The following is a 20045-nucleotide window of genomic DNA, read 5'->3' as shown; positions in this document are numbered from 1 at the left end:
GCGATCTTCATCGATCATCACGCGCCCTTGTAGCCCGATTCGCGCATCCTGCAGGCGTTGCGGCAGAGGTACGCCGCGTGTATCGAGGAGCGCGGGTCGTGCTGGAAGCGGGCAACAAGCCAGAGAGCCTGAAAGGGCTGCGAGTGCTGGTGGCGGAAGATGAATTCGCCATCGCGATGTTCCTGGTGGACTATCTGGAACTGAAAGGAGCGCAGGTGGTGGGACCGGCCGGTGACCTGCAGGCGCTGGGGCGTCTGGTCGATGAGCACCCCATCGATGTCGCCCTGCTGGACATCAACCTGGGGGGAGAACTGGTCTACCCCTTGGCCGATCGCCTGGCGGAAGCCGGCACGCCGTTCATGTTGACCTCCGGCTACGATGACAACCTGCCCAGCCGCTTCGCTGGCGCGCCCCGCTGTACCAAGCCCTATCACATCGAGGCGCTGGTGCAGCAGCTGGCACGGCTGGTGGCACGCCCGCAGGCGGCTGCGGGTATCGCCTGATTGCGCGGCATGTCACGCCGCATCGAGGGTCTCCAGGCCGTTGAGCGCCCGGCGGGCATGCCGCCGTCGCTGCGGGCGCATGCGCGCCATGACGGCATGGCCGCCCGAATTGCCCGCCACGACTGGTCAGGCACGCCGCTGGGGGCGATCGAGCAATGGCCGCCGCACCTGCGCGCCACCGTCGACCTGATGCTGGCCCACGGCTTCCCGATGATCGTGCTGTGGGGCAGCAGCTGGTGCAGCTCTACAACGATGGCTATGCCGAGATCCTCGCCGACAAGCATCCGGGCGGGCTTGGCCAGCCCACGCGCGAGTGCTGGCCTGAGGTCTGGCACATCAACGGCCCGATCTACCAGCGGGTGTGGCAGGGCGAGACCATCACCTATGAGGACAAGCTCTATCCGCTGGCGCGGCGGGGACGGCTGGAGGATGTCTGGTTCACCATCACCTACAGCCCCATCCGCGGTGAGGAAGGGCGCATCAACGGCGTGCTGGTGACCATGTTCGAGACAACGGCGGCGCATGTCGCGCAGGCCGCCCGTGAACGCGAGGAGCAGAAGCGCCGGGAGAGCGACCGCCGCCTGGCGCTGGCGTTCAAGGTGCTGCCGGTAGGGGTCTGCATTGTCGACGCCGAAGGCCGCCTGCAACTGTCCAACGACCGCATGCGGACCTATCTGCCCACCGGCAAGGTGCCGTACACCGATCGCCCCAACCACTACCGCTGGCAGGGATGGCACCCCGACGGCTCGCCCATCGAACCCCATGATTTCGCCATCGCCCGCGCCCTGCGGGGGGAGACGGTGGTCCCTGGCCTGGAGTTCCAGTTCATCCATGACGACGGGCGCGCCCGCTGGACACGCGTCGCCGCTGCGCCGCTGCGCGATGCAGACGGCGAGGTGACCGGGGTGTTCGCCATTGCGGTGGATATCGACGACCTCAAGCGCGCCACCGAGCGCCAGGCGGTGCTGCTGGCGGAGCTGCAGCACCGGGTCCGCAACATCATGTCCACCATCCATGCCCTTGCCTGGCGGACGCGCAGCACCGTGGCCAGCGTGGACGAGTACGCCGAGCGGCTGTGCGGGCGGTTGATGTCGCTGGCGCGCACTCAGAGCCTGCTGACCCGCGGCGGCAATGCCGGGGTCTGCCTGCGCGGGATGATCGAAGAGGAAGTGTCGGCGCAGATGCCGGGCACGGGCCTGTGCGAGCTGCACGGTGAAGACGTGCTGCTGCCACCGAAAGCGGCCGAGGTGCTGTCGTTGGCCATCCATGAGCTGGCGAGCAACGCGCTGCGCTATGGCGCAGCCGCGCGCGAGGCGGGGCGGATCGAGGTGTCCTGGCATCTGCAGGTGCAGGACGCCGAACCGTGGCTGGGCCTGCACTGGTGCGAGCGCCATGCCGACGTGGAGGGCTGGGAAATGCCACGCCAGCGCGGCCTGGGCCGGGCGCTGATCGAGCAGCGCGTGCCGTACGAGCTGGCCGGTAGCGGCGAACTGCGCTTTGGCCCGCAGGGGCTCGATGCCTGGATCCGCTTCCCGCTGCGCGAGCGCGACAGCCTGCTGCAGACCGATGCCCCGGAAGCGGGATCATCGGGCTGAAAAGGGGATTTATCCCCAATTTGGCCAAATTGGGTATAGTGGGGTCGTCCACCCCGCCTGGAGCGATGCCATGACCCTGCCACTGGATCTACCTGGCCTTGAGAAGGCCCCGGCCTCGTCGGTGAAGACCCGGGGCTGGCCGAGCCTGATGCGCACCGTGCGCGAGAAGCAGGCGCTGGTCATCACCAACCACAATCACCCGGAAGCGGTGATCGTGGACATCCGCACCTACCAGGAGCTGCTGGCCAAGGCCGCTGGCGGTGATGCCGGCGAGCGCAACGAAGAACTGCAGCGCCTGCGCAGCGAGTTCGACCAGACCCTGGCCGGCCTGCAGCAGGGGGCGGGGCTGGCCAAGGTGCTGGGACAGCCGATCCGGCGCGGCGGCAAGGTCACCCTCGGCCGTCCGCTCTGATCGATGGGACGCATCCTGGCGCTGGCCGGCGTCAATGGCGCCGGCAAAAGTTCGTTGCTGGGTACCTGGCTGAACGCCGAAGGGCTGGGCTGGTTCAACCCGGATTCCTTCACCCGCCGCCTCGTCAATGCCGGCTGGCCGCTGCCGGAGGCGAACGCCGAGGCCTGGCAGGAAGGCGCCCGCCGCCTGCGCCAGGCCATGGCCGATGGCACCGACTTCGCCTTCGAGACCACGCTGGGGGGCAACACCATCCCGCGCCTGCTGCGCGAGGCGTGCGACCACCACCACGTGGCCATCTGGTTCTGTGGCCTGGCCAACGTCGAGCTGCATATCGCCCGCGTTGCCGCGCGGGTCGCCGCCGGTGGCCATGACATTCCAGTGGAGAAGATCCACGCGCGCTTCGATTCGGCGCGCGCGAACCTGCTGGAGCTGCTGCCGCACCTGGCCGAGCTGCATGTCTACGACAACAGCGCGCCGGCCGATGCCGACGGCTGCGTGGTGCCGCTGCCGGTACTGGCCATGGCCGCGGGCGAACTGCAGTACCCGATTGCGGTAGCCGACCTGCTGCACACGCCCGGCTGGGCCAAGCCCATCGTGATGCGCGCGATGGCGTTGAACACCCGGGGTGATTGATGTCGCACGGGGCGTCGCGCCGGGCCCTTGCCCGGCGGATCCCCGAAAGGCAGCCGGGCGCGGGCTCGGCTGTACAGCGCGGGTCCCGCCGAGCCTCAGGCCGGCTTCACCTGCTCGGCCTCTGAAGCCTCCGGCAGCGGCGGCAAGGTCGGGTCCACCGTCACCGGCACATCGCTCTTCAACAGCGCAGCCGCTTCCCGTTCACTGCCGACCGCCGGCGGTGAACCGCGCAGCGGCAGGCCGGCGGTCTCTTTCACGAACAGCATCGTCACCAGCCCGATCACCGCCGCGCCCATCAGGTAATAGGCCGGCACCAGCGGGTCGCCGGTGCGTTCCACCAGCCACGCGGTCACCAGCGGCGTGGTGCCACCGAACAGCGACACCGACACGTTGAAGGCGATCGACAGCGCGCTGTAGCGCACCGGGGTGTAGAACAGCGCCGGCAGCGTGGACGGCATCGAGCTGGTGAAGCACACCAGCGCCAGCCCCAGCAGCATCAGGCCGAGGAAGATCAGCCCGTCGCTGCCGCTGCCGACCAGCAGCAGGCACGGAATGGCCAGCACCAGCAGCGCGATGCACGCACCGATGATCATCGGGCGCCGGCCCAGCCGGTCACTGAACAGGCCGCCGACGATGTTCAGCGGCATCATCACCAGCATCACGATGATGATCAGCAGCAGGCCCTTGCTCTCGGCGTAGCCCATGGTGACGCTGAGGTAGCTGGGCATGTAGGTCAGCAGCATGTAGTCGGTGACGTTGAACACCAGCACCAGGCCCATGCACACCAGCAGCTGGCGGCCATGCACCTGGAACAGCGCGCCCAGCCCCGGCCGCTCGTGCTCACGCTTCTCGGCTTCCTCGGCGAAGGCGCGGAACGCCGGGGTTTCCTCGAGCTTCATGCGCATGTACAGGCCGAGCAGGCCCAGCGGGCCGGCCACCAGGAACGGAATGCGCCAGCCCCAGTCCAGCATCTGCCCGCTGCTCAGCAGCATGTGCAGCGCGGTGACGGTACCGGCGCCAGCGATGTAGCCGCCCAGCGTGCCGAACTCCAGCCAGCTGCCCATCAGGCCGCGGTTGCGGTCGGTGGAATACTCGGCGATGAAGGTGGCCGCGCCGCCGTACTCGCCGCCGGTGGAGAAGCCCTGCACCACGCGCGCCAGCAGCAACAGCACCGGCGCCCAGATGCCGATGCGCTCGTAGGCGGGAATCAGGCCGATCGAAAAGGTGCCCAGCGCCATCAGGATCATGGTGAAAGCCAGCACTTTCTGGCGGCCGTAACGATCACCCAGCGGGCCGAACACCAGGCCGCCCAGCGGCCGCACCAGGAACGCCACGGTGAAGGTGGCGAACGCGGCGATCACCTGCGCGGTGGGATTGCTGGACGGGAAGAACACCTGGCCGATGGTGACGGCCAGGTAGCCGTAGACACCGAAGTCGAACCACTCCATGGCATTGCCGAGTGCGGCCGCGCCGACGGCGCGCTTGAGCATGGGCTTGTCTACGACGGTGATCTCATCGACCTTCAGGTGGCGGCGGCGCTTGAACCAGCCGAAATGGGCATGTGCATCGGGGGTGTCCTGCATGGGGGCTCCCTTGTGGGCAGAAGAGGGGAAATGAGCGGTGAGGTAGGTCCCGGAAATCGGAAACGGCGATGCAGGCGCAGGTGGCGCAGGGGCATCGGTGAGTGGCGTGGGGGGCCGGGGAATGTGTGCAGGCACGACGCCACGCGCACGGCAACGCACCGCCGCAACGGCGGAAACGCAGCAACGGGATCACAGCGGTCGCGCAGTCAGCGGCCGGAGGTCACAGCAGCGTGGGGCGTGCAGGCCGAGGGCCTGCGGGCTTCATCCGCCAGGATCCAGCGCGAGGCGGTGGAACGGCAGGGCGGGAGCGATCGTGGCAAGCGAAGCGCCGGTCGGCAGTGCTTCCCACGTAACAGGTGCGCCCGTCACGTAGTGGGTCGTGTCGATCATCCGTTCATCATAACGGCATCGGCGTGAGCATGCAGCGAAGCGGACTGATCTGTACGCTGTGTTCCATGGCGCCTGTTCATCCGCGCAGCGTGCAATGACATGCGTTGAACGAACTCTGGCCGCAGCGCTCACGCCACGCTGTCTACGGTAGCGCTGAACGCAATCGAGAAGGAGCATCGCATGACCCGTCGCATTCCCGAAGGCACGCTGATCATCGTCGCCGATGGTGGTTCGGCCCGCGTGTTCACCAACGTCGGCAGCGAACATCAGCTGGCGTTGAAGCAGGAAGGTGAGCTGCGCCTGCAGGACATCAGCGAGCAGGGCGTCTCTGGTCAGGGCCCGGCCGGCGCGGTGCCGAAGGACATGTCCATTTCGCAGCTCAACGAGGCGACGTTCGCCAAGCAGGTGGCCGAGCAGTTGAACGAAGATGCGCTCAACAACCGCTATGCACACCTGGTGCTGGTGGCAGACCCGACCACGCTGGGCCGCATCCGCCCGCTGCTGCACAAGGAAGTCCAGGCGCGCCTGCTGGGCGATATTGCCAAGGACCTGACCAATGCTCCGTTGGCGGATATCCAGAAAGCGTTGGCGGCGTAACCGGCATGGCGTTCATGCGTGACTACTCGGCGGCCGAGCCCGCCGGTGCGGACGTGGAAGCTCAGGCGGGCTGGCAGCTGCTGGAGTTCGGTGCACCCTGGTGTGGTCATTGCCAGGCGGCGCAGCCCGCACTCCAGGCATTCGTGGATGCCCACGATCTGGTGCACTGGAAGATCGAGGATGGCAAGGGAAAGCCGCTGGGGCGTGCGTTCAAGGTAAAACTGTGGCCCACCGTGGTGCTGCTGCATGACGGCCAGGAAGTGGCGCGCGTGGTGAGGCCGGTCGACAGCGCCGACCTCGCCACCTTGCAGGGCGCATTGCCCGATTGAAGGCAGCAATCGCTGCGTGCGGTGCGCACGGCGCCGAGCAGGCTCGGCTGCAGGGCGGCCTAGTGATAGGTCACCTTTTCCGCTTCCGCACGCAGCTTCTGCAGCAACGACCGGCCATGCTGGCTCAGCATGACCATCGCATTGGCGATCTCTTTGGCGTTGTAGCCCATCGGCGCGGGCGGCTTCGGCTCGGGGCCGTACTGCTCGCCGATGAGGATGGCCATGCCTTCGGCGCTGTTGAGGGCGTGTTCGATGCGCTGGAACAGCGACTCCATGGCCGGGCTGAGCAGACGTTGGGTCATGCGGAAACTCCTTGGGTGCGAGGGCCACCGCAAGGGTGGCGGGCGATGCGAGGTTGGAACTTCGGCTGAGCTACGAGAAAAGCCGGAGGGCCATGCGGCCGCCGCACACCGCCCGCCGTAGTTACGGCAAGCAGATCTCGTAGCTCAAAACGGGGTTCCAATCCCGGCAGCGGTATGTCCGCTGCGGCGCCATCCTGGGCAGATCGAGGCGCTGCGTACCAATTGATGGTTCGTCTCGCTTTCTCCCGCTCCGAAGGCGCGGTCTTTCAGAAGTGCATGTGTGGACATCCATTGCCGTATTGGCACCGATCGGGAAGCGGGAGACCGGAAGGCTATGAGGCGGCTCGTCGTCCGGCCATGCAATTACGTGCAAATCATCGTGCCGGTTCCGGCGGCCGCACTGCAGCATGCGACAGGGCCGGGCCGATGCTAGGATCGGACCACCACCTGAATCGATCCAAATGCCGATGCCCATGCTGGACCGTCGCCTCCTGATCGCTGTCGCCGCCACGGCGATGTTCGCTTCCGGCTTGGCCAGTGCGGCCCCAGCCAGAACCGTCGCCGACAAGGCATACGCCTCGGTCGACCCGTTCATCGGCACCGGCGGAGAAGGCCATACCTACCCGGGGGCGACGGTGCCGTTCGGCATGGTCCAGCTCAGCCCGGACACGCGCATCCAGCCGCGCGAAAAGGCCTATGGGTGGGCAGCGGGCTATCGCTATGACGACAGCAGCATCGTCGGTTTCTCGCACACGCATTTTTCCGGCACCGGTCATTCGGACCTGGGCGACATCCTGCTGATGCCGTTCACCGGCAACCCCGGGCTGGAGCGGGGTGATCCGGAGAAGCCGCGCAGCGGTTACGCCTCACGTTTCCGCCACGCTGACGAGAAGGCCGAGCCGGGCTACTACGCGGTCACCCTGGACGACTACAAGGTGCGTGCCGAGCTGACCACCAGTACCCGCGTGGGCGTGCATCGCTATGCCTTCCCCAAGGGCACCGACGCCAAGGTGCTGCTGGACATGCGTACCAGCATGTACGACTACCCGGGCAAGGTGCTGTGGTCGCGGGTGCGGGTGCGCGCCGATGGCACCGTGACCGGCTTCCGCGAAACCCGTGGCTGGGCACCGGGCCGCCAGCTGTATTTCGCGATGCGTTTCTCGCGGCCGCTGGCCGGCCATGAGCTGCACAACACCGAGCAGGACATCGTCTACAAGGGCTTCCCGCCGCCGGGCGAGAAGGACCCGGCCCAGCGCGCCCAGATCGAAGGCCGGCAGCTGGTCGGCACCTTCAACTTCGGCAAGCTGGATGCACCGCTGGTGGTGAAGGTAGCCATCTCGCCGGTCAGTGAGGCCGGTGCCATCGCCAACCTCGACGCGGAAGTGGCCGACTTCGATTTCGACCGGGTGCGTGCGCAGGCGAAGCAGGACTGGACGCAGGCGCTGTCGGTACTCGATATCGATGCCCCCGAGCATGCGCGGCGCAGTGCCTATACCGCGCTGTACCACACGATGCTGGGGCCGACGCTGTTCATGGACGCCGATGGCCAGTACCGCGGTTCGGACAACGCGGTGCACAAGGCTGACGGCTTCACGCACTATTCGACGTTCTCGCTGTGGGACACCTACCGCGCGCTGCACCCGCTGCTGACGCTGGTGCAGCCGGAGAAGCGCAACAGCGACTTCGTCAATTCGATGCTGGCGCATCATGAGCACAGTCCCTACGGCATGCTCCCGGTGTGGTCGTTCCATGGCCTGGAAGACTGGTGCATGATCGGCTACCACGCCGTGCCGGTGATCGCCGATGCCTACGTGAAGGGCATTCGTGGTTTCGACGCCGACAAGGCGCTGAAGGCGATGGTCGAGACCGCCAATTACGGCCCGTACGATGGCATCGCGCAGTACCGTGAGCTGGGCTATGTGCCGATCGACGAGGAAGGCGAAGCGGCCAGCAAGACGCTGGAGTACGCCTTTGATGACTGGACCATCGCACGCATGGCGCAGGCGATGGGCAAGGCCGACATCGCGGCCACTTTCGACAAACGCGCGGGTAACTGGCGCAACGCGTTCGACAAGGACACCGGCTTCATGCGCGCGCGCAAGCGCGATGGCAGCTTCCGTACGCCGTTCGACCCCAGCGCCAGCGGCTACGGCACCGACTACACCGAGGGCAACGCCTGGCAGTACTCGTGGTACGTGCCGCAGGACGTCGCCGGCCTGGCGTCGGCGCACGGGGGCAGCGACAAACTGCTCGCGCGCCTGGACGAGGTGTTCAACGCCAAGGTGGATCCATCGATCTTCGAGCACATGGAAGACATCACCGGCCTGATCGGCTGGTATGCGCACGGCAACGAGCCCAGCCATCACGTGGCCTACCTGTACTCGTACGCCGGCCAACCGTGGCGCACCCAGGCGCGGTTGAAGCAGATCATGGACACCCAGTATGCAGACCGCCCCGATGGGCTGGCCGGCAACGATGACGTCGGCCAGATGTCGGCCTGGTACGTGTTCACCGCGCTGGGCTTCTACCCGGTGGCGCCGGGCTCGGGCGAGTACATCCTGGGCCGTCCGTTCCTGCCCAGGACCGCGATGCGTCTGCCGAACGGCAAGACGTTCACCATCGTGGCCGAGGGCCTGGATGACAAGCACACGTACGTTGGCAGCGTGAGCCTCAACGGCAAGCCGCTGCAGCGCACCTTCCTGGGCCATGACGAAATCCTGGCGGGCGGCGAACTGCACTTCCGCATGCAGGCCGAGCCGAACAAGGACTGGCCGGGACAGGGCGCGCAGGCGCCGTATTCGATGAGCCGATGATGCGGAGCGGCGCCGCATTGCCGCCGTCATTGCCCCGCACCTGGTAGGTGCCAACCTTGGTTGGCACGCAGGACGTCAACGCGAACGGAACCGCACCCCTACCCGCGCGCCACCGAGCGGCGCCGTTTCGATCTTCAACATCGCGCCATGCCGCTGCGCGATCTCGGCCACGATCGCCAGGCCCAGCCCACAGCCGTCGCCCTCGCTGCTGGCCCGGTAGAAGCGTTCCGTGACGCGTGCGCGTTCGGCTTCGGCGATGCCGGCGCCGTCATCGTCTACCCATACCTGCACGCCGTCGGTCTCCTGCCGAACGCCGAGGGTGATCACACCGGGCGCCGCGCCGTAGCGCAGCGCGTTGTCCAGCAGGTTGCCCAGCGCCTCGCGCAGCAGCTGCGGATCACCTTGCACCTGCACACCGTCGTCGGGTCCGTCGTAACCCAGGTCCACGTCGGCCGCCAACGCACGGTCGGCGTAGCGCTCGACCACGCCCCGCGCCAGCGCGGCCAGGTCCAGCGGCTGCAGCGGCAGTACGCTGCCATGGGGATCTTCCGAACGGCTGAGCATCAGCAGTTGGTTGACCAGGTGCTGCAGCCGCGCCAACCCGGCCAGCGTGCCGGACAGCGCCAGCTGCTGGGCCTGCGGATCCTGTTGCCGCAATGAACTCTCCAGCTCCACCTGCATCGCCGCCAGCGGCGTGCGCAGCTGGTGCGCGGCGTTGCTGACGAAGCGCCGTTGCGCGGCCTGCATGGCGTCCAGTCGCTGCAGCAGGGCGTTGTAGGCCTCCACCGCCGGCCACAGTTCGCGCGGCGCCTCCTGCGCCGGCTCCAGTGGCGCCAGCGGGTCGGGGCGTGGGCTGGCCAACCGCCGCGCCACCTGGTTGGCGTGGCGTGCAGCCGCGCCGGTACCGGACCAGGCCAGCCACGCAGCCAGCGCCAGGATCGCGGCCTGGAACGGAATGCTGGTCAGCAGCAGCTTGCGCTCCAGGCGATGGCGCTTGCGCAGCGTCTCGGCCACGCGCAGGCGGATATCGTGGCCCGGCCCGGCGCTGACCACGACTTCGACCATGCGCACCGGCTGCCCACGCAGGCGCGCGTCGTAGTAGACGGCATCGTCGCTGCCGGCAGCGATCGAGGGGCGGGGCAGCGCTTCGGGCAGGTCGCCATACAGGCGCCCGCCCGCGGCGTCGACCACTTCGCCATGCACTTCGTCAGCGGTATCCCAGGTGAACATGCGCGACACCGCAGGCGTGATCTCGATCGAGGCACGCCCGTCCTGCACCTTCACCAGCTCGGACAACGACATCGCCGAGTCCAGCAGCCAGCGGTCATAGACCTGGCCGGCGTAGAAGCGGGCCAGCGCGAATGAACCGACCGCGCTGCACAGCAGCAACACCAGCAAGGGCAGCCACAGGCGACGCAGCAGCAGGCCCCGCAGGCTGTGCACGCGCTCAGTCACCCCCGGCCTCCAGCCGATACCCCAGGCCACGCAACATGCGGATGCCGACGCCGGCGCGTGCCTGCTCCAGCTTGCGGCGCAGGCGGCTGACATGCACTTCGATCACCGACAGGTTGGCCTCGTGGTCCCAGCTGTACAGGGCGTCGAACAGGCGCTGCTTGGTGACGGTGCGGCCGGGATGCTGCATCAATGCCTCGACCAGCGACAGCTCGCGCGCGGTCAGTTCGATGCGCTGGCCTTCCACTTGCACTTCATTGCGGATGATGTCGAAGCACAACCGGCCCAGCCGCTTCTGTGCCGGTGCGTCGCTGCGGCGGCGTGACAGCGCACGCAGGCGCGCCTCCAGCTCACCGAGTGCAAATGGCTTGGCCAGGTAATCGTCGCCACCCCGGTCGAGGCCGAGGATGCGGTCCTCCACACCGTCGCGCGCCGTGAGGATCAGCACCGGCAGGGTGACGCCGTCATTGCGCAGGCGCGAGAGCAGGTCGAGGCCGTCGACATCGGGCAATGAAAGGTCGAGCACCATCACGTCATACGGCGCGCTGGCCAGTGCAGCCGGCGCGTGCAGGCCGCGCGAAAGGTGGTCGCACAGATGGCCGGCGCCCTGCAGGGCGCGGATCAGTCCATCGGCCAGAGCGGCGTCTTCTTCGATCAGCAGGATTCGCATTGCAAGCTTCGTGCAAGGTTGGGGCAAGTTTGGCGCAAGTGCGTCACCTTACCGTGACGCGCATGAATTTCTCCCCTCGTCTTGCGGCCGCGCTGGCCGCTCTGCTGTGCGCACCCGTGGCTTCAGCGTTGTCGCTGGCGGAAGCGCAGCGCGCCATGGAGGCGTACAACCCGGACCTGCGCGCGATGGCATTGGAACTGCGCGGGGTGCAGGGCGATGCGCAGACCGCCGCGTTGCGGCCAGCGGCCGAGCTGTCGATCGGCAGCAGCAAGATCAGCCCGAAGCACGGCGTCGGCCCGGGGCGCTGGCAGGACAAGCGGATGGACAGCACGCTGGGCCTGGGCTTCACCTGGGAGCGCGGCGGCAAGCGTGCGCTGCGCATCCGCCAGGCTGACGGGTTGCTGCAGGTGGCCGGGCTGGAGATGCTCGACACGCGACGCCGCCAGCAGGTGGCGCTGCATGAAGCCTATTTCGGACTGAAGGGCGCACAGGAGCGGGTGCGGATCGCCGAGGCCAACCGGCAGAGCTCGACCGAGCAGCTGGCCGCCGCTGACAAGCAGGTCGCCACTGGGGCGATGGCACCGGTGGATCGTGCGCGACTGGCGGTGGACGACCTCGCGGTGGCCGATGCGGCGCGCGAGGCCGCGCTGGACCTGCGCGATGCGCGGCATGCGTTGGCCCTGCTGCTTGGCCGTGACGACAGCCATGACCTCAGTGCCGATGATCCATGGCCAGATCCAGGCAACATCGCCGATACACGCGCGTTCGACCCGCAGCAGCGCGCCGACCTGCGCGCGGCGCGTTCACGCCTGGTCGCCGCCGACGCCGGTGTGGCACTGGCGCGCAGCGAGCGCCACCGCGACATCCAGCTGGGAGTGGAGGCCGAGCGCGAGCCGACCGACATCAGCGGTGTCACCTGGGGCGTATCGCTGACGATTCCGCTCGGCGGCCCGTCACGTGCACGCGGCGCGATCCAGCGCGCCGAAGCCGAGCGTGACAGTGCGGCGCTGGAACTGCAGGTACTGCAGCGCGAGGCGCGCGCTGAACTGGACCAGCTGCAGGCCAGCGCGCGGTCGGCCGCGCAGCGTCGCAGCGACTACGAAGGGCTGCAGTCCGATGCCGCACGCACGGCGGTGCAGGGCATCGAACTGGCCTACCGCCGCGGCGCCGCCAGCCTGACCGATCTGCTTGACGCGCGCCGCAGCTGGCGCGAGTTCGAAGCCGCGTTGATCGAGGCGCGTGCCGACCATGCCATCGCCCTGGCGCGCTGGGAAGCGGCCACATCCGTTGCAGAAGGAGAGTCTCGATGAAGTTCACCGTCGCTTGCCGCCCGCAGGCGCGCCATGCCGTGCTGCCCGCCTTGCTGGCGCTGGCCCTGCTGGGCGGCTGCGGCCGCGAACCGGCGTCGTACACCGAGGACGCGCCACAGGTCAGTGCCGGCCAGATCCAGTTTCCCGCCAGCAGCCGCCAGCTGGATGTACTGCGCAGCGAGGCGGTGACCGCCGTCGCCAGCGCCAACCTGCAGCTGCCGGGCCGCGTGGTCTGGGACGAGACCCGCTCCAGTGCGCTGCGCACCCCACTGGCAGGGCAGGTGGCGCGCATCGAGGCACAACCTGGGCAGAAGGTGAAGGCAGGCCAGGTGATCGCCTGGATCACCTCGCCCGAGTTCGGCCAGGCCCAGGCTGATGGTGTGCGTGGTCGCGCGCAGCTGCAGCAGGCCCGCAGGGAACTGGACCGCACCCGCGAGCTGCATGCGGCGGGTGTGGCGTCCGGTCGTGAACTGGACGAAGCCGAGGCCAACTTCGCCGCCAGCCAGGCCGATCACGCGCGCGCGACCGCCTTCGCCAAGGCGTATGGCAATGGCCAGCACGTGGACCAGCGCCTGCCGCTGCGCACGCCGATCGATGGCGTACTGGTGGAGCGGCGGATGAGCCCGGGCATGGCGGTCAGCCCCGACAGCGAGCAGCCGCTGGCGGTGATCGGCGATCCGGACCGCCTGTGGCTGCTGCTGGATGTTCCCGAGCGCCTGGCCGGACGCTTGAAGGCGGGTATGCAGGTGAGTGTGCCCGGCGCCGATGGCCAACCGTTGCAGGCGACCCTGCAGCACGTGGATGACTTCGTCGACAGCGAGCGCCGCGTGGTGCAGGCGCGCGCCGAGCTGGACAACCGTGCGCGCGGTTTCAAGGCGGGCCAGTACGTGCGTGCGCAGGTGGCAGTGCCGGCCGAGGGCGGTGTCTCGCTGCCCGATGCCGCGGTGCTGCTGATCGACGGCAAGCAGGTGGTGTTCGTGGAGGAGGCCAAGGGCCGCTTCGCGCGCCACGCCGTGCATGCCGAGGAACTGGGCGATGGCCGCCTGTGGGTGCGCGAGGGCCTGGCCCAGGGCGCCAGAGTGGTGGTTGAAGGCGGGCTGCTGCTGCAGCAGCTGGTGGACAGCGCGCCGGCCGCTGCCAGCACCGGCACGGGGCACGCTGCGCCATGATCGATCGCCTGATTGCGTACTGCCTGCGCCAGCCATTGATGGTGATGCTGGCACTGCTGCTGTTCATCGGCGCGGGTATCGCCGCGTTCCGCGTGCTGCCGGTGGAAGCCTTTCCGGATGTGTCCGACACCCAGGTGACGGTGGTATCGCTGCATCCGGGCCGCGCCGCTGAAGAGGTGGAACGCGAGGTGACGATGCCGCTGGAAGTGGCGCTGTCCGGCCTCCCGCATTCGGTGCGGGTGTTCTCGCATACGCAGTTCGGCCTGTCGATGATCATCCTGACCTTCGACGACAAGGCCGATGACTACTTCGCGCGCCAGCAGGTGCTGGAGCGCCTGCAGGGGGTGGAGCTGCCGGAAGGGGTGACGCCGGAACTGGAGGCGATGAGTTCGGCGGTGGGTGAGATCTACCGGTACGTGCTGAAGGGCCCGCACATGACGCCGACCCAGCTGCGCACCGTGCAGGAATGGACGATGGAGCGCAGCCTGCGCACCGTGCCGGGCGTGGCCGATGTGATCAGCTTCGGCGGCTTCGCGCGGACCTTCCAGGTCAAGCCGGACCTGGACAAGCTGCGTGACCGCGGCATCAGCCTGGGTGAATTCGCCGAGGCGCTGGAGAAGGGCAGCTCGAACGCCGGCGGCGGCTACGTGGAACGCGGCCAGCAGCAGTTCCTGATCCGCGGCGTGGGCCTGATGCGTTCGCCGGCCGACATCGGCAACGTGGTGGTGGCGCAGCGCGGGGGCGCGCCGATCCTGGTGCGCGACCTGGCCAGCGTCGCCGACACCGGCCTGCCCCGGCAGGGCCTGGTCGGCCAGGACGACAACGACGATGCGGTGTTCGGCATGGTGCTGATGCGCAAGGGCGAGAATCCCTCCGACGTGCTCGACGCGCTGCATGCGCGCATCGCCGAGATCGAGGCGAACCAGCTGCCGGCCGGGGTCAGCATCGAGCCGTTCTATGATCGCTCGTGGCTGGTCTCGACCACGCTGAAAACCGTCTTCAGCAACCTGCTGGAAGGCGCGGTGCTGGTGTTCCTGGTGCTGTGGCTGTTCCTGTACAACGCCCGTGCCGCGCTGATCGTGGCGGCGATGATGCCGCTGGCGCTGCTGTCGACCTTCCTCGGCCTGCATCTGTGGGGCGTGCCGGCCAACCTGCTGTCGTTGGGTGCGATGGACTTCGGCATCATCATCGACGGCGCGGTGATCGTGACCGAGCACATCGTCTCGCGATTGTCGAAGCTGCCACCCACGGCCGACCGGAAGACACGGTTCTCGACCATTCTTTCGGCAGCGTCGGAAGTGGGCCGGCCGACGTTCTTCTCGATGCTGATCATCATCGCCGCGCATATCCCGATCTTCACCCTGCAGCGCCAGGAAGGCCGCATGTTCGCGCCGATGGCGTACTCGGTGACCTCGGCATTGATCGGTGCGTTGATCCTGGCGCTGACCGTGGTGCCGCTGTTCTGCTACTGGTGGCTGCGGCGCGATCGCATGCGCGACGGCAATCCGCTGATGGACCGCCTGACCGGCTGGTACCGGCCGGTCCTGGAGCGCGCACTGGCCCGCCCGCGTGCAGTGGTCCTGACCGCGGTTGCGCTGCTGGTCGGCACGCTGGCACTGGGCACGCGGCTGGGTTCGGAGTTCCTGCCCGAGCTGGACGAAGGGTCGATCTGGCTGACCGCCACGCTCGACCCGAGCACCAGCCTGGCCGAGGCGCAGCAGCAGTCGCGGCGCATCCGTGAGCTGGTCGGGACCTTTCCTCAGGTATCGACGGTGGTGGCCAAGCTGGGGCGCCCGGAAGACGGTTCCGATGCCAAGGGCGCCAACCAGATCGAGGCGCTGGTAGCGTTGAAGCCGGAGAAGGAGTGGCCGAAGGGCGTGGACAAGCGGCAGTTGGTCAGTGATCTGCAGCGTACGCTGGAGCAGCGCATTCCGGGCCCTGAGTTCTCGATCTCGCAGCCGGTGCGCGACAACATCCTGGAGAGCATCTCGCAGATCAAGGGCCAGGTGGTGATCAAGGTCAGCGGTTCCGACCTGGACGTGCTGAACCAGCAGGCGCAGGCGATCCTCGGCCAGGTGCGTAGCGTAGAGGGCGTGGAGAGCGCCTTCATCGACCGCGACGGCTCATTGCCGCAACTGCAGATCGAGATCGATCGCGACCGCGCCGCGCGCTACGGCCTGAACGTGCGCGACATCGACGAGGTGATCGAGACCGCACTGGGCGGGCGCCAGGTCGGCGAACTGTGGGAAGGTGACCGCAGGTTCCCGATCACGCTGCGCCTAGACGACGCCGACCGCGACCTGCAGCGGTTGCGCACGGTGCCGGTCGGCATCGGCGATGGCCACACGGTGACGCTGTCCGACGTGGCCGACTTCCGCATGGCCAGCGGCGCGATCAACATCTCGCGCGAGAACGCGCAGCGGGTGAAGGCGGTGAGCATCTTCATTGCCGGGCGTGACATGGGCAGCGTGGTGGCTGACATGCGCAAGCGCGTGGAGGCCAGCGTACAGTTGCCGGAGGGCTACCAGCTGGAGTGGTCCGGCGAGTTCGAGAACCAGCAGCGGGCGATGAAGCGGCTGGGCTGGGTGATTCCGCTGTCGGTGCTGATCATCTTCGTGCTGCTGTTCGATGCCTTCAAGGACATCAGTAGCGCCGCGCTGATCCTGGCCAACGTGCCACTGGCGATGATCGGCGGCATCCTGGCCCTGTGGCTGACCGGCATTCCGCTTTCAGTGTCGGCGGCGATCGGCTTCATTGCATTGTTCGGGCAAGCAGTGCTGAACGGCGTGGTGATGCTCAGTCGCTTCGCCCAGCTGCGCGAGCAGGGCATGGACCTGCTGCAGTCAGTGGTGCAGGGTTCGCTGCAGCGCCTGCGCACGGTGCTGATGACCGCGCTGCTGGCGATGTTCGGCCTGCTGCCGATGGCGACCTCGCACGCGATCGGTGCCGAAACCCAGAAGCCGCTGGCGGTGGTGGTGATCGGTGGCCTGCTGTCGGCGATGCTGCTGACCCTGCTGGTGCTGCCCACGTTGTACTACTGGGTGCATCGCCGCCGCGAGGCACGTATCGCCTGACCCTGCTGTAGAGCCGAGCCCACGCTCGGCTCTACAGGGGCTTCGCGTCCTGCGTGGATTCGATCAACCGCCACGGGTTTCTAGGTAGATCCACGCCATGCGTGGATGCCGCTCGCGCGATCTACACCATCCCGCCGTTGGCGCGCAGCACCTGGCCGTTGATCCATCCGCCATCGGCACCGGCCAGGAACCCCACCGCACCGGCGATGTCGTCCGGCGTACCCAGCCGCTCCAGGGGGTTCATCTTCGCCAACCGCTCGATCAGCTCCGGCGATTTTCCATCCAGGAACAGATCGGTGGCGGTCGGTCCGGGCGCCACCGCGTTCACGGTGATGTTGCGCCCGCGCAGCTCCTTGCTCAGGATCGCGCCCATCGTCTCCACCGCCGCCTTGCTGGCCGCATACACGCTGTAGTTCTCCAGCCTGATGCCAACCACGCTGGTGGACAGGGTGATCAGCCGGCCACCGTCGCGCACCCGTCGCGCGCTTTCGCGCAGCACGTTGAAGGCGCCCTTGAGGTTGATGCCGATCACCCGATCGAACAGGGCGTCGTCGCAATCGGCCAGTGGGGCCAGCTGCAGCACACCCGCGCTGTTGACCACCACGTCGATGCCGCCGAAGCGGGCGTCGATGGCATCGAACAGCTGCCGCACCGCCTGCGGATCGGACACATCGGCCTGCAGCGCGATGGCCTGCGCGCCGGCGGCGTTCAGTTCGGCGGCCAAGGCTTCGGCGTCGTCGCGGCGACCCGCATAGTTGATCGCGACCGCGTGGCCATCGGCGGCCAGCCGACGCGAGATGGCGGCACCGATGCCACGCGATCCGCCGGTGACCAGGGCGACAGAGCGGGCGGGGGAGAGGGTCATGGTGGCTTCCACGGGGACGCGCCGGAGCGACGCAGGACCATCTTCGCGCCATTGCGCGTTCGGATAATCCTGCATAATCCGCCAACATCATCCGGATAGCCGAACAATGGACCGCTTCACGGCCATGCGCGCCTTCGTCCGTATCGTCGAGCGCCGCAGCTTCACCCGCGCCTCCGAGGACCTCGGGCTGCCGCGGGCCACGGTGACCGACGCGATCAAGGCGCTGGAACAGCGGCTGGGCGTGCGCCTGCTGCACCGGACCACGCGGCTGGTGGTGCCGACGCTGGAAGGTGAAGCCTTCTACGGGCGATGCCTGCGCCTGATCGCCGACATGGACGATGCCGAGGCCGCGTTCCGGGATGCGCCGCCACGCGGCCCGTTGCGTATCGAAGTGCATGGCACGTTGGGCCGGCACCTGCTGTTCCCGCACCTGCCGGAATTCCTGCAGCGCTACCCGGAGATCGAACTGGAGGTCAGCGAAGGCGACCGCTATGTCGACCTGCTGCGCGAAGGCGTGGATGCGGCGCTGCGGGTGGGGACGCTGGCTGACAGCGATCTGGCGGCGCGCCGGTTGACGATGCTGCGCGAGGTCACCGTGGCCGCGCCAGGTTACCTGCAGGACAAGGGTGTGCCCGGCAGCATCGCGTCCCTGCAGGACGGGCATGAAATGGTCGGCTATCGCTCCAGCGCCACCGGCCAGCTGATTCCCCTGGAGTTCCAGCAGGCCGGGCAGGTGCACTACGTGCCGCTGCCTGCACGGGTGCGTGTCTCCGGTGCGGATGCGTTCCTCGGCGCCGCGCTGGCGGGCCTGGGCATCATCCAGGCGCCCCGCTACCGGATGGACCCGTACATCGCGCGCGGGCAGCTGTTGGAGCTGTTGCCGGAGGCGCCGCCGACGCCAAGCCCGTTGAGCCTGGTCTACCCGCGCAACCGCACGCCATCGCCACGCTTGCGGGTCTTCATCGACTGGGTGGCCGGGGTGTTCGAGCAGACCGGGGTTGCCGGCCAGCGGCCGGCACTACCGAAGCAGCACGCGAAGCCGTCCGACCGCACGCGGTAGTGCCGGCCGCTGGCCGGCATCACAGCGGGTGCAGCGGCCCTTGCATGCGATGGAAACTGCCATCGGTGGCGGTGAACCAGGCCAGCGAACGACCGCCGACGAAGTCATCGACATGCACGACCGTTGCGCCATCGGCTTCCTGCCACGAAATGGCATAGACCCCTTCGCTGATCTGCTGCCACTCGCAGGCGGCTTCGCCCTGCGCACCGGCATAGGCGCCGGAGACGATGGCGTACTGCACGTGGCGGCCATCGGCGCTGTAGACGTTGTCGGCGGCCAGGCCGTCATAGCGGACGCGGAAGCGACGGCCGGCGAACAACGGCAGGGCGGAGGCGGCGCTCATCGGATCGCCACCGGGTTGATGTTGACCTGGGTCGAGCCGACGTACAGCGGCTGGCCGAGCACGAACAGGAATTCCCAGGCCTTGTCTCGCACCAGCGCACGGCTGTCGATCAGCTCCAGGTTGTAGATGCCGCGCTTGGCCAGCATGTACTGGTTGATCGGGAACTCCTCGGCACCGTGCGGGTTCGGGTAGACCTCCGAGGCCCAGGTGTCGCCACCGAAGGCGACGATGCCCTGGTCGGCCAGCCACTTCGCGGCCTCCATGCCGATACCCGGTTCCACTTCCAGGAACTGTTTGTCGTCCTTTCCGATCAGTTCCAGCCAGCCGGTGTTGAAGAGCACCACGTCGCCCTTGCGCAGGCTCAGTCCCTGCTTCTTCAGCACGGCCTGTATGTCGGCCACGGTGAACTCGGTGCCGCCGGGCACGATCGCCTTGCCGTAGTACGCGGTCATGTCCAGCACGACGCCGCGCGTGACCATCGGCGGCACCTTCTCGACGCCGAGCTTGCGCACGCCGTCGACGGTGACGAAGTCGGCGGCCTTGTTGCCGTTGTAGTAGACGTTGTCGATGCCGATATGGCCGATGCCGTTGAGCTGGGTGCCAACGCCGGTCCACGCGTTCACCAGTTCATCGTTGAAGGTGAACCTGTTGGGGCCCAGCGACCTGCCGGCCTGCTGGCCGACCTGCACGTTGTACAGGCGGAAGCTGCGGTGGCGGAACGCGGGCAGGTTCTTGTCCACCGGCACCGCCAGCGGATAGGTCTTGCCGGTCCTGACCAGCGAGACCGCGCGCTTGACCACGTCCGCGGTCAGCAGGTTGGCCGCGCCGATCTCATCGTTGGCGCCATAGGCAGAGGGATACCAGTCCTCGGCGGTGGCCTGGAAAGACAGCGGGAGGGTAGCCAACGCAAGCGCGGCCAGGGTCTTCATCTTCATGGCAAAGCTC

Annotated in this window: 17 protein-coding genes and 1 pseudogene; 11 read left to right on the top strand and 7 right to left on the bottom strand. The window is 67.9% G+C overall.

Translation table 11 applies throughout. The annotated features are described in order from the left end of the window. The first annotated feature begins 98 nt into the window (after positions 1–98). The 4 genes and pseudogenes from BLS66_RS04805 to BLS66_RS04790 all read left to right on the top strand — a co-directional run bounded on the left by BLS66_RS04805 (position 99) and on the right by BLS66_RS04790 (position 3143). Positions 99–503 carry a response regulator gene (locus BLS66_RS04805; protein ID WP_074725252.1) on the top strand — a complete coding sequence of 135 codons (405 nt, stop codon included), beginning with the start codon at positions 99–101 and terminating at the stop codon, positions 501–503. Positions 504–512: 9 nt separating this feature from the next. After that, positions 513–2098: pseudogene (locus BLS66_RS04800) on the top strand (sensor histidine kinase). Between the two features lie 70 nt (positions 2099–2168). Beyond that, positions 2169–2510, top strand: coding sequence for a type II toxin-antitoxin system prevent-host-death family antitoxin (locus tag BLS66_RS04795; protein ID WP_049467051.1), 342 nt, complete (start codon positions 2169–2171; stop codon positions 2508–2510). Positions 2511–2513: 3 nt separating this feature from the next. Beyond that, a complete protein-coding gene (locus BLS66_RS04790) occupies positions 2514–3143 on the top strand; it encodes an ATPase (RefSeq protein ID WP_074725251.1) in 630 nt (209 codons plus the stop codon). A 95-nt stretch (positions 3144–3238) separates the two neighbouring features. Here BLS66_RS04790 and proP read toward each other — a convergent pair whose 3' ends face one another. Further along, positions 3239–4726, bottom strand: a complete 1488-nt coding sequence (proP, locus tag BLS66_RS04785) for a glycine betaine/L-proline transporter ProP (protein WP_049467055.1) — start codon at positions 4724–4726, stop codon at positions 3239–3241. Positions 4727–5296: 570 nt separating this feature from the next. Here proP and BLS66_RS04780 point away from each other — a divergent pair. Both BLS66_RS04780 and BLS66_RS04775 read left to right on the top strand, forming a co-directional pair. Continuing rightward, complete coding sequence (locus BLS66_RS04780) at positions 5297–5713, top strand: host attachment family protein (RefSeq protein WP_014037377.1); 417 nt, start codon at positions 5297–5299, stop codon at positions 5711–5713. Between the two features lie 5 nt (positions 5714–5718). Further along, the gene (locus tag BLS66_RS04775) at positions 5719–6042 is read left to right on the top strand and encodes a thioredoxin family protein (protein ID WP_074725250.1); all 324 of its coding nucleotides are present in this window, start codon (positions 5719–5721) and stop codon (positions 6040–6042) included. Between the two features lie 59 nt (positions 6043–6101). Here BLS66_RS04775 and BLS66_RS04770 read toward each other — a convergent pair whose 3' ends face one another. Next, positions 6102–6344 (bottom strand): hypothetical protein, encoded by a 243-nt coding sequence (locus BLS66_RS04770; protein ID WP_074725249.1) that lies wholly within the window; start codon positions 6342–6344, stop codon positions 6102–6104. Positions 6345–6805: 461 nt separating this feature from the next. Here BLS66_RS04770 and BLS66_RS04765 point away from each other — a divergent pair, with 461 nt between their 5' ends. Continuing rightward, the gene (locus tag BLS66_RS04765; RefSeq protein ID WP_074725248.1) at positions 6806–9157 is read left to right on the top strand and encodes a GH92 family glycosyl hydrolase; all 2352 of its coding nucleotides are present in this window, start codon (positions 6806–6808) and stop codon (positions 9155–9157) included. Between the two features lie 75 nt (positions 9158–9232). Here BLS66_RS04765 and BLS66_RS04760 read toward each other — a convergent pair whose 3' ends face one another. Then, positions 9233–10612, bottom strand: a complete 1380-nt coding sequence (locus BLS66_RS04760; protein ID WP_074725247.1) for a sensor histidine kinase — start codon at positions 10610–10612, stop codon at positions 9233–9235. Then, positions 10605–11279 carry a response regulator gene (locus BLS66_RS04755; protein ID WP_074725246.1) on the bottom strand — a complete coding sequence of 225 codons (675 nt, stop codon included), beginning with the start codon at positions 11277–11279 and terminating at the stop codon, positions 10605–10607. Before BLS66_RS04755 ends, BLS66_RS04760 begins: the two co-directional genes overlap by 8 nt. Before the next feature lie 62 nt (positions 11280–11341). Between BLS66_RS04755 and BLS66_RS04750 the strand changes: the two genes are divergently transcribed. The 3 genes from BLS66_RS04750 to BLS66_RS04740 are packed head-to-tail and all read left to right on the top strand — an operon-like array spanning position 11342 to position 16832. Next, entirely contained in the window at positions 11342–12589 is a 1248-nt protein-coding gene (locus BLS66_RS04750; protein WP_074725245.1) for a TolC family protein, read from the top strand. After that, entirely contained in the window at positions 12586–13758 is a 1173-nt protein-coding gene (locus BLS66_RS04745; RefSeq protein ID WP_074725244.1) for an efflux RND transporter periplasmic adaptor subunit, read from the top strand. Before BLS66_RS04750 ends, BLS66_RS04745 begins: the two co-directional genes overlap by 4 nt. Further along, positions 13755–16832: an efflux RND transporter permease subunit gene (locus tag BLS66_RS04740; protein WP_074725243.1), complete on the top strand. Its 3078-nt coding sequence runs from the start codon at positions 13755–13757 to the stop codon at positions 16830–16832. The genes BLS66_RS04745 and BLS66_RS04740 overlap by 4 nt, the downstream gene beginning before the upstream one ends. 121 nt (positions 16833–16953) lie before the next feature. Here the strand turns inward: BLS66_RS04740 and BLS66_RS04735 are convergent, their stop codons facing one another. Further along, entirely contained in the window at positions 16954–17697 is a 744-nt protein-coding gene (locus BLS66_RS04735; protein ID WP_074725433.1) for an SDR family oxidoreductase, read from the bottom strand. Positions 17698–17803: 106 nt separating this feature from the next. Here BLS66_RS04735 and BLS66_RS04730 point away from each other — a divergent pair, with 106 nt between their 5' ends. After that, positions 17804–18757, top strand: a complete 954-nt coding sequence (locus tag BLS66_RS04730) for a LysR family transcriptional regulator (RefSeq protein WP_074725242.1) — start codon at positions 17804–17806, stop codon at positions 18755–18757. Between the two features lie 19 nt (positions 18758–18776). Here the strand turns inward: BLS66_RS04730 and BLS66_RS04725 are convergent, their stop codons facing one another. Next, on the bottom strand, positions 18777–19100 hold the full coding sequence (locus tag BLS66_RS04725) for a MoaF-related domain-containing protein (protein ID WP_074725241.1): 324 nt from the start codon (positions 19098–19100) through the stop codon (positions 18777–18779). Further along, positions 19097–20035 (bottom strand): cyclase family protein, encoded by a 939-nt coding sequence (locus BLS66_RS04720; RefSeq protein WP_143025127.1) that lies wholly within the window; start codon positions 20033–20035, stop codon positions 19097–19099. The genes BLS66_RS04725 and BLS66_RS04720 overlap by 4 nt, the downstream gene beginning before the upstream one ends. Between the last annotated feature and the right edge of the window lie 10 nt (positions 20036–20045).

Source organism: Stenotrophomonas pavanii (assembly GCF_900101175.1).
Classification (GTDB): Bacteria; Pseudomonadota; Gammaproteobacteria; order Xanthomonadales; family Xanthomonadaceae; genus Stenotrophomonas; species Stenotrophomonas pavanii.
The sequence above is the reverse complement of the archived record's forward strand: the minus strand, read 5'-3'. Positions and strand labels throughout refer to the sequence as shown.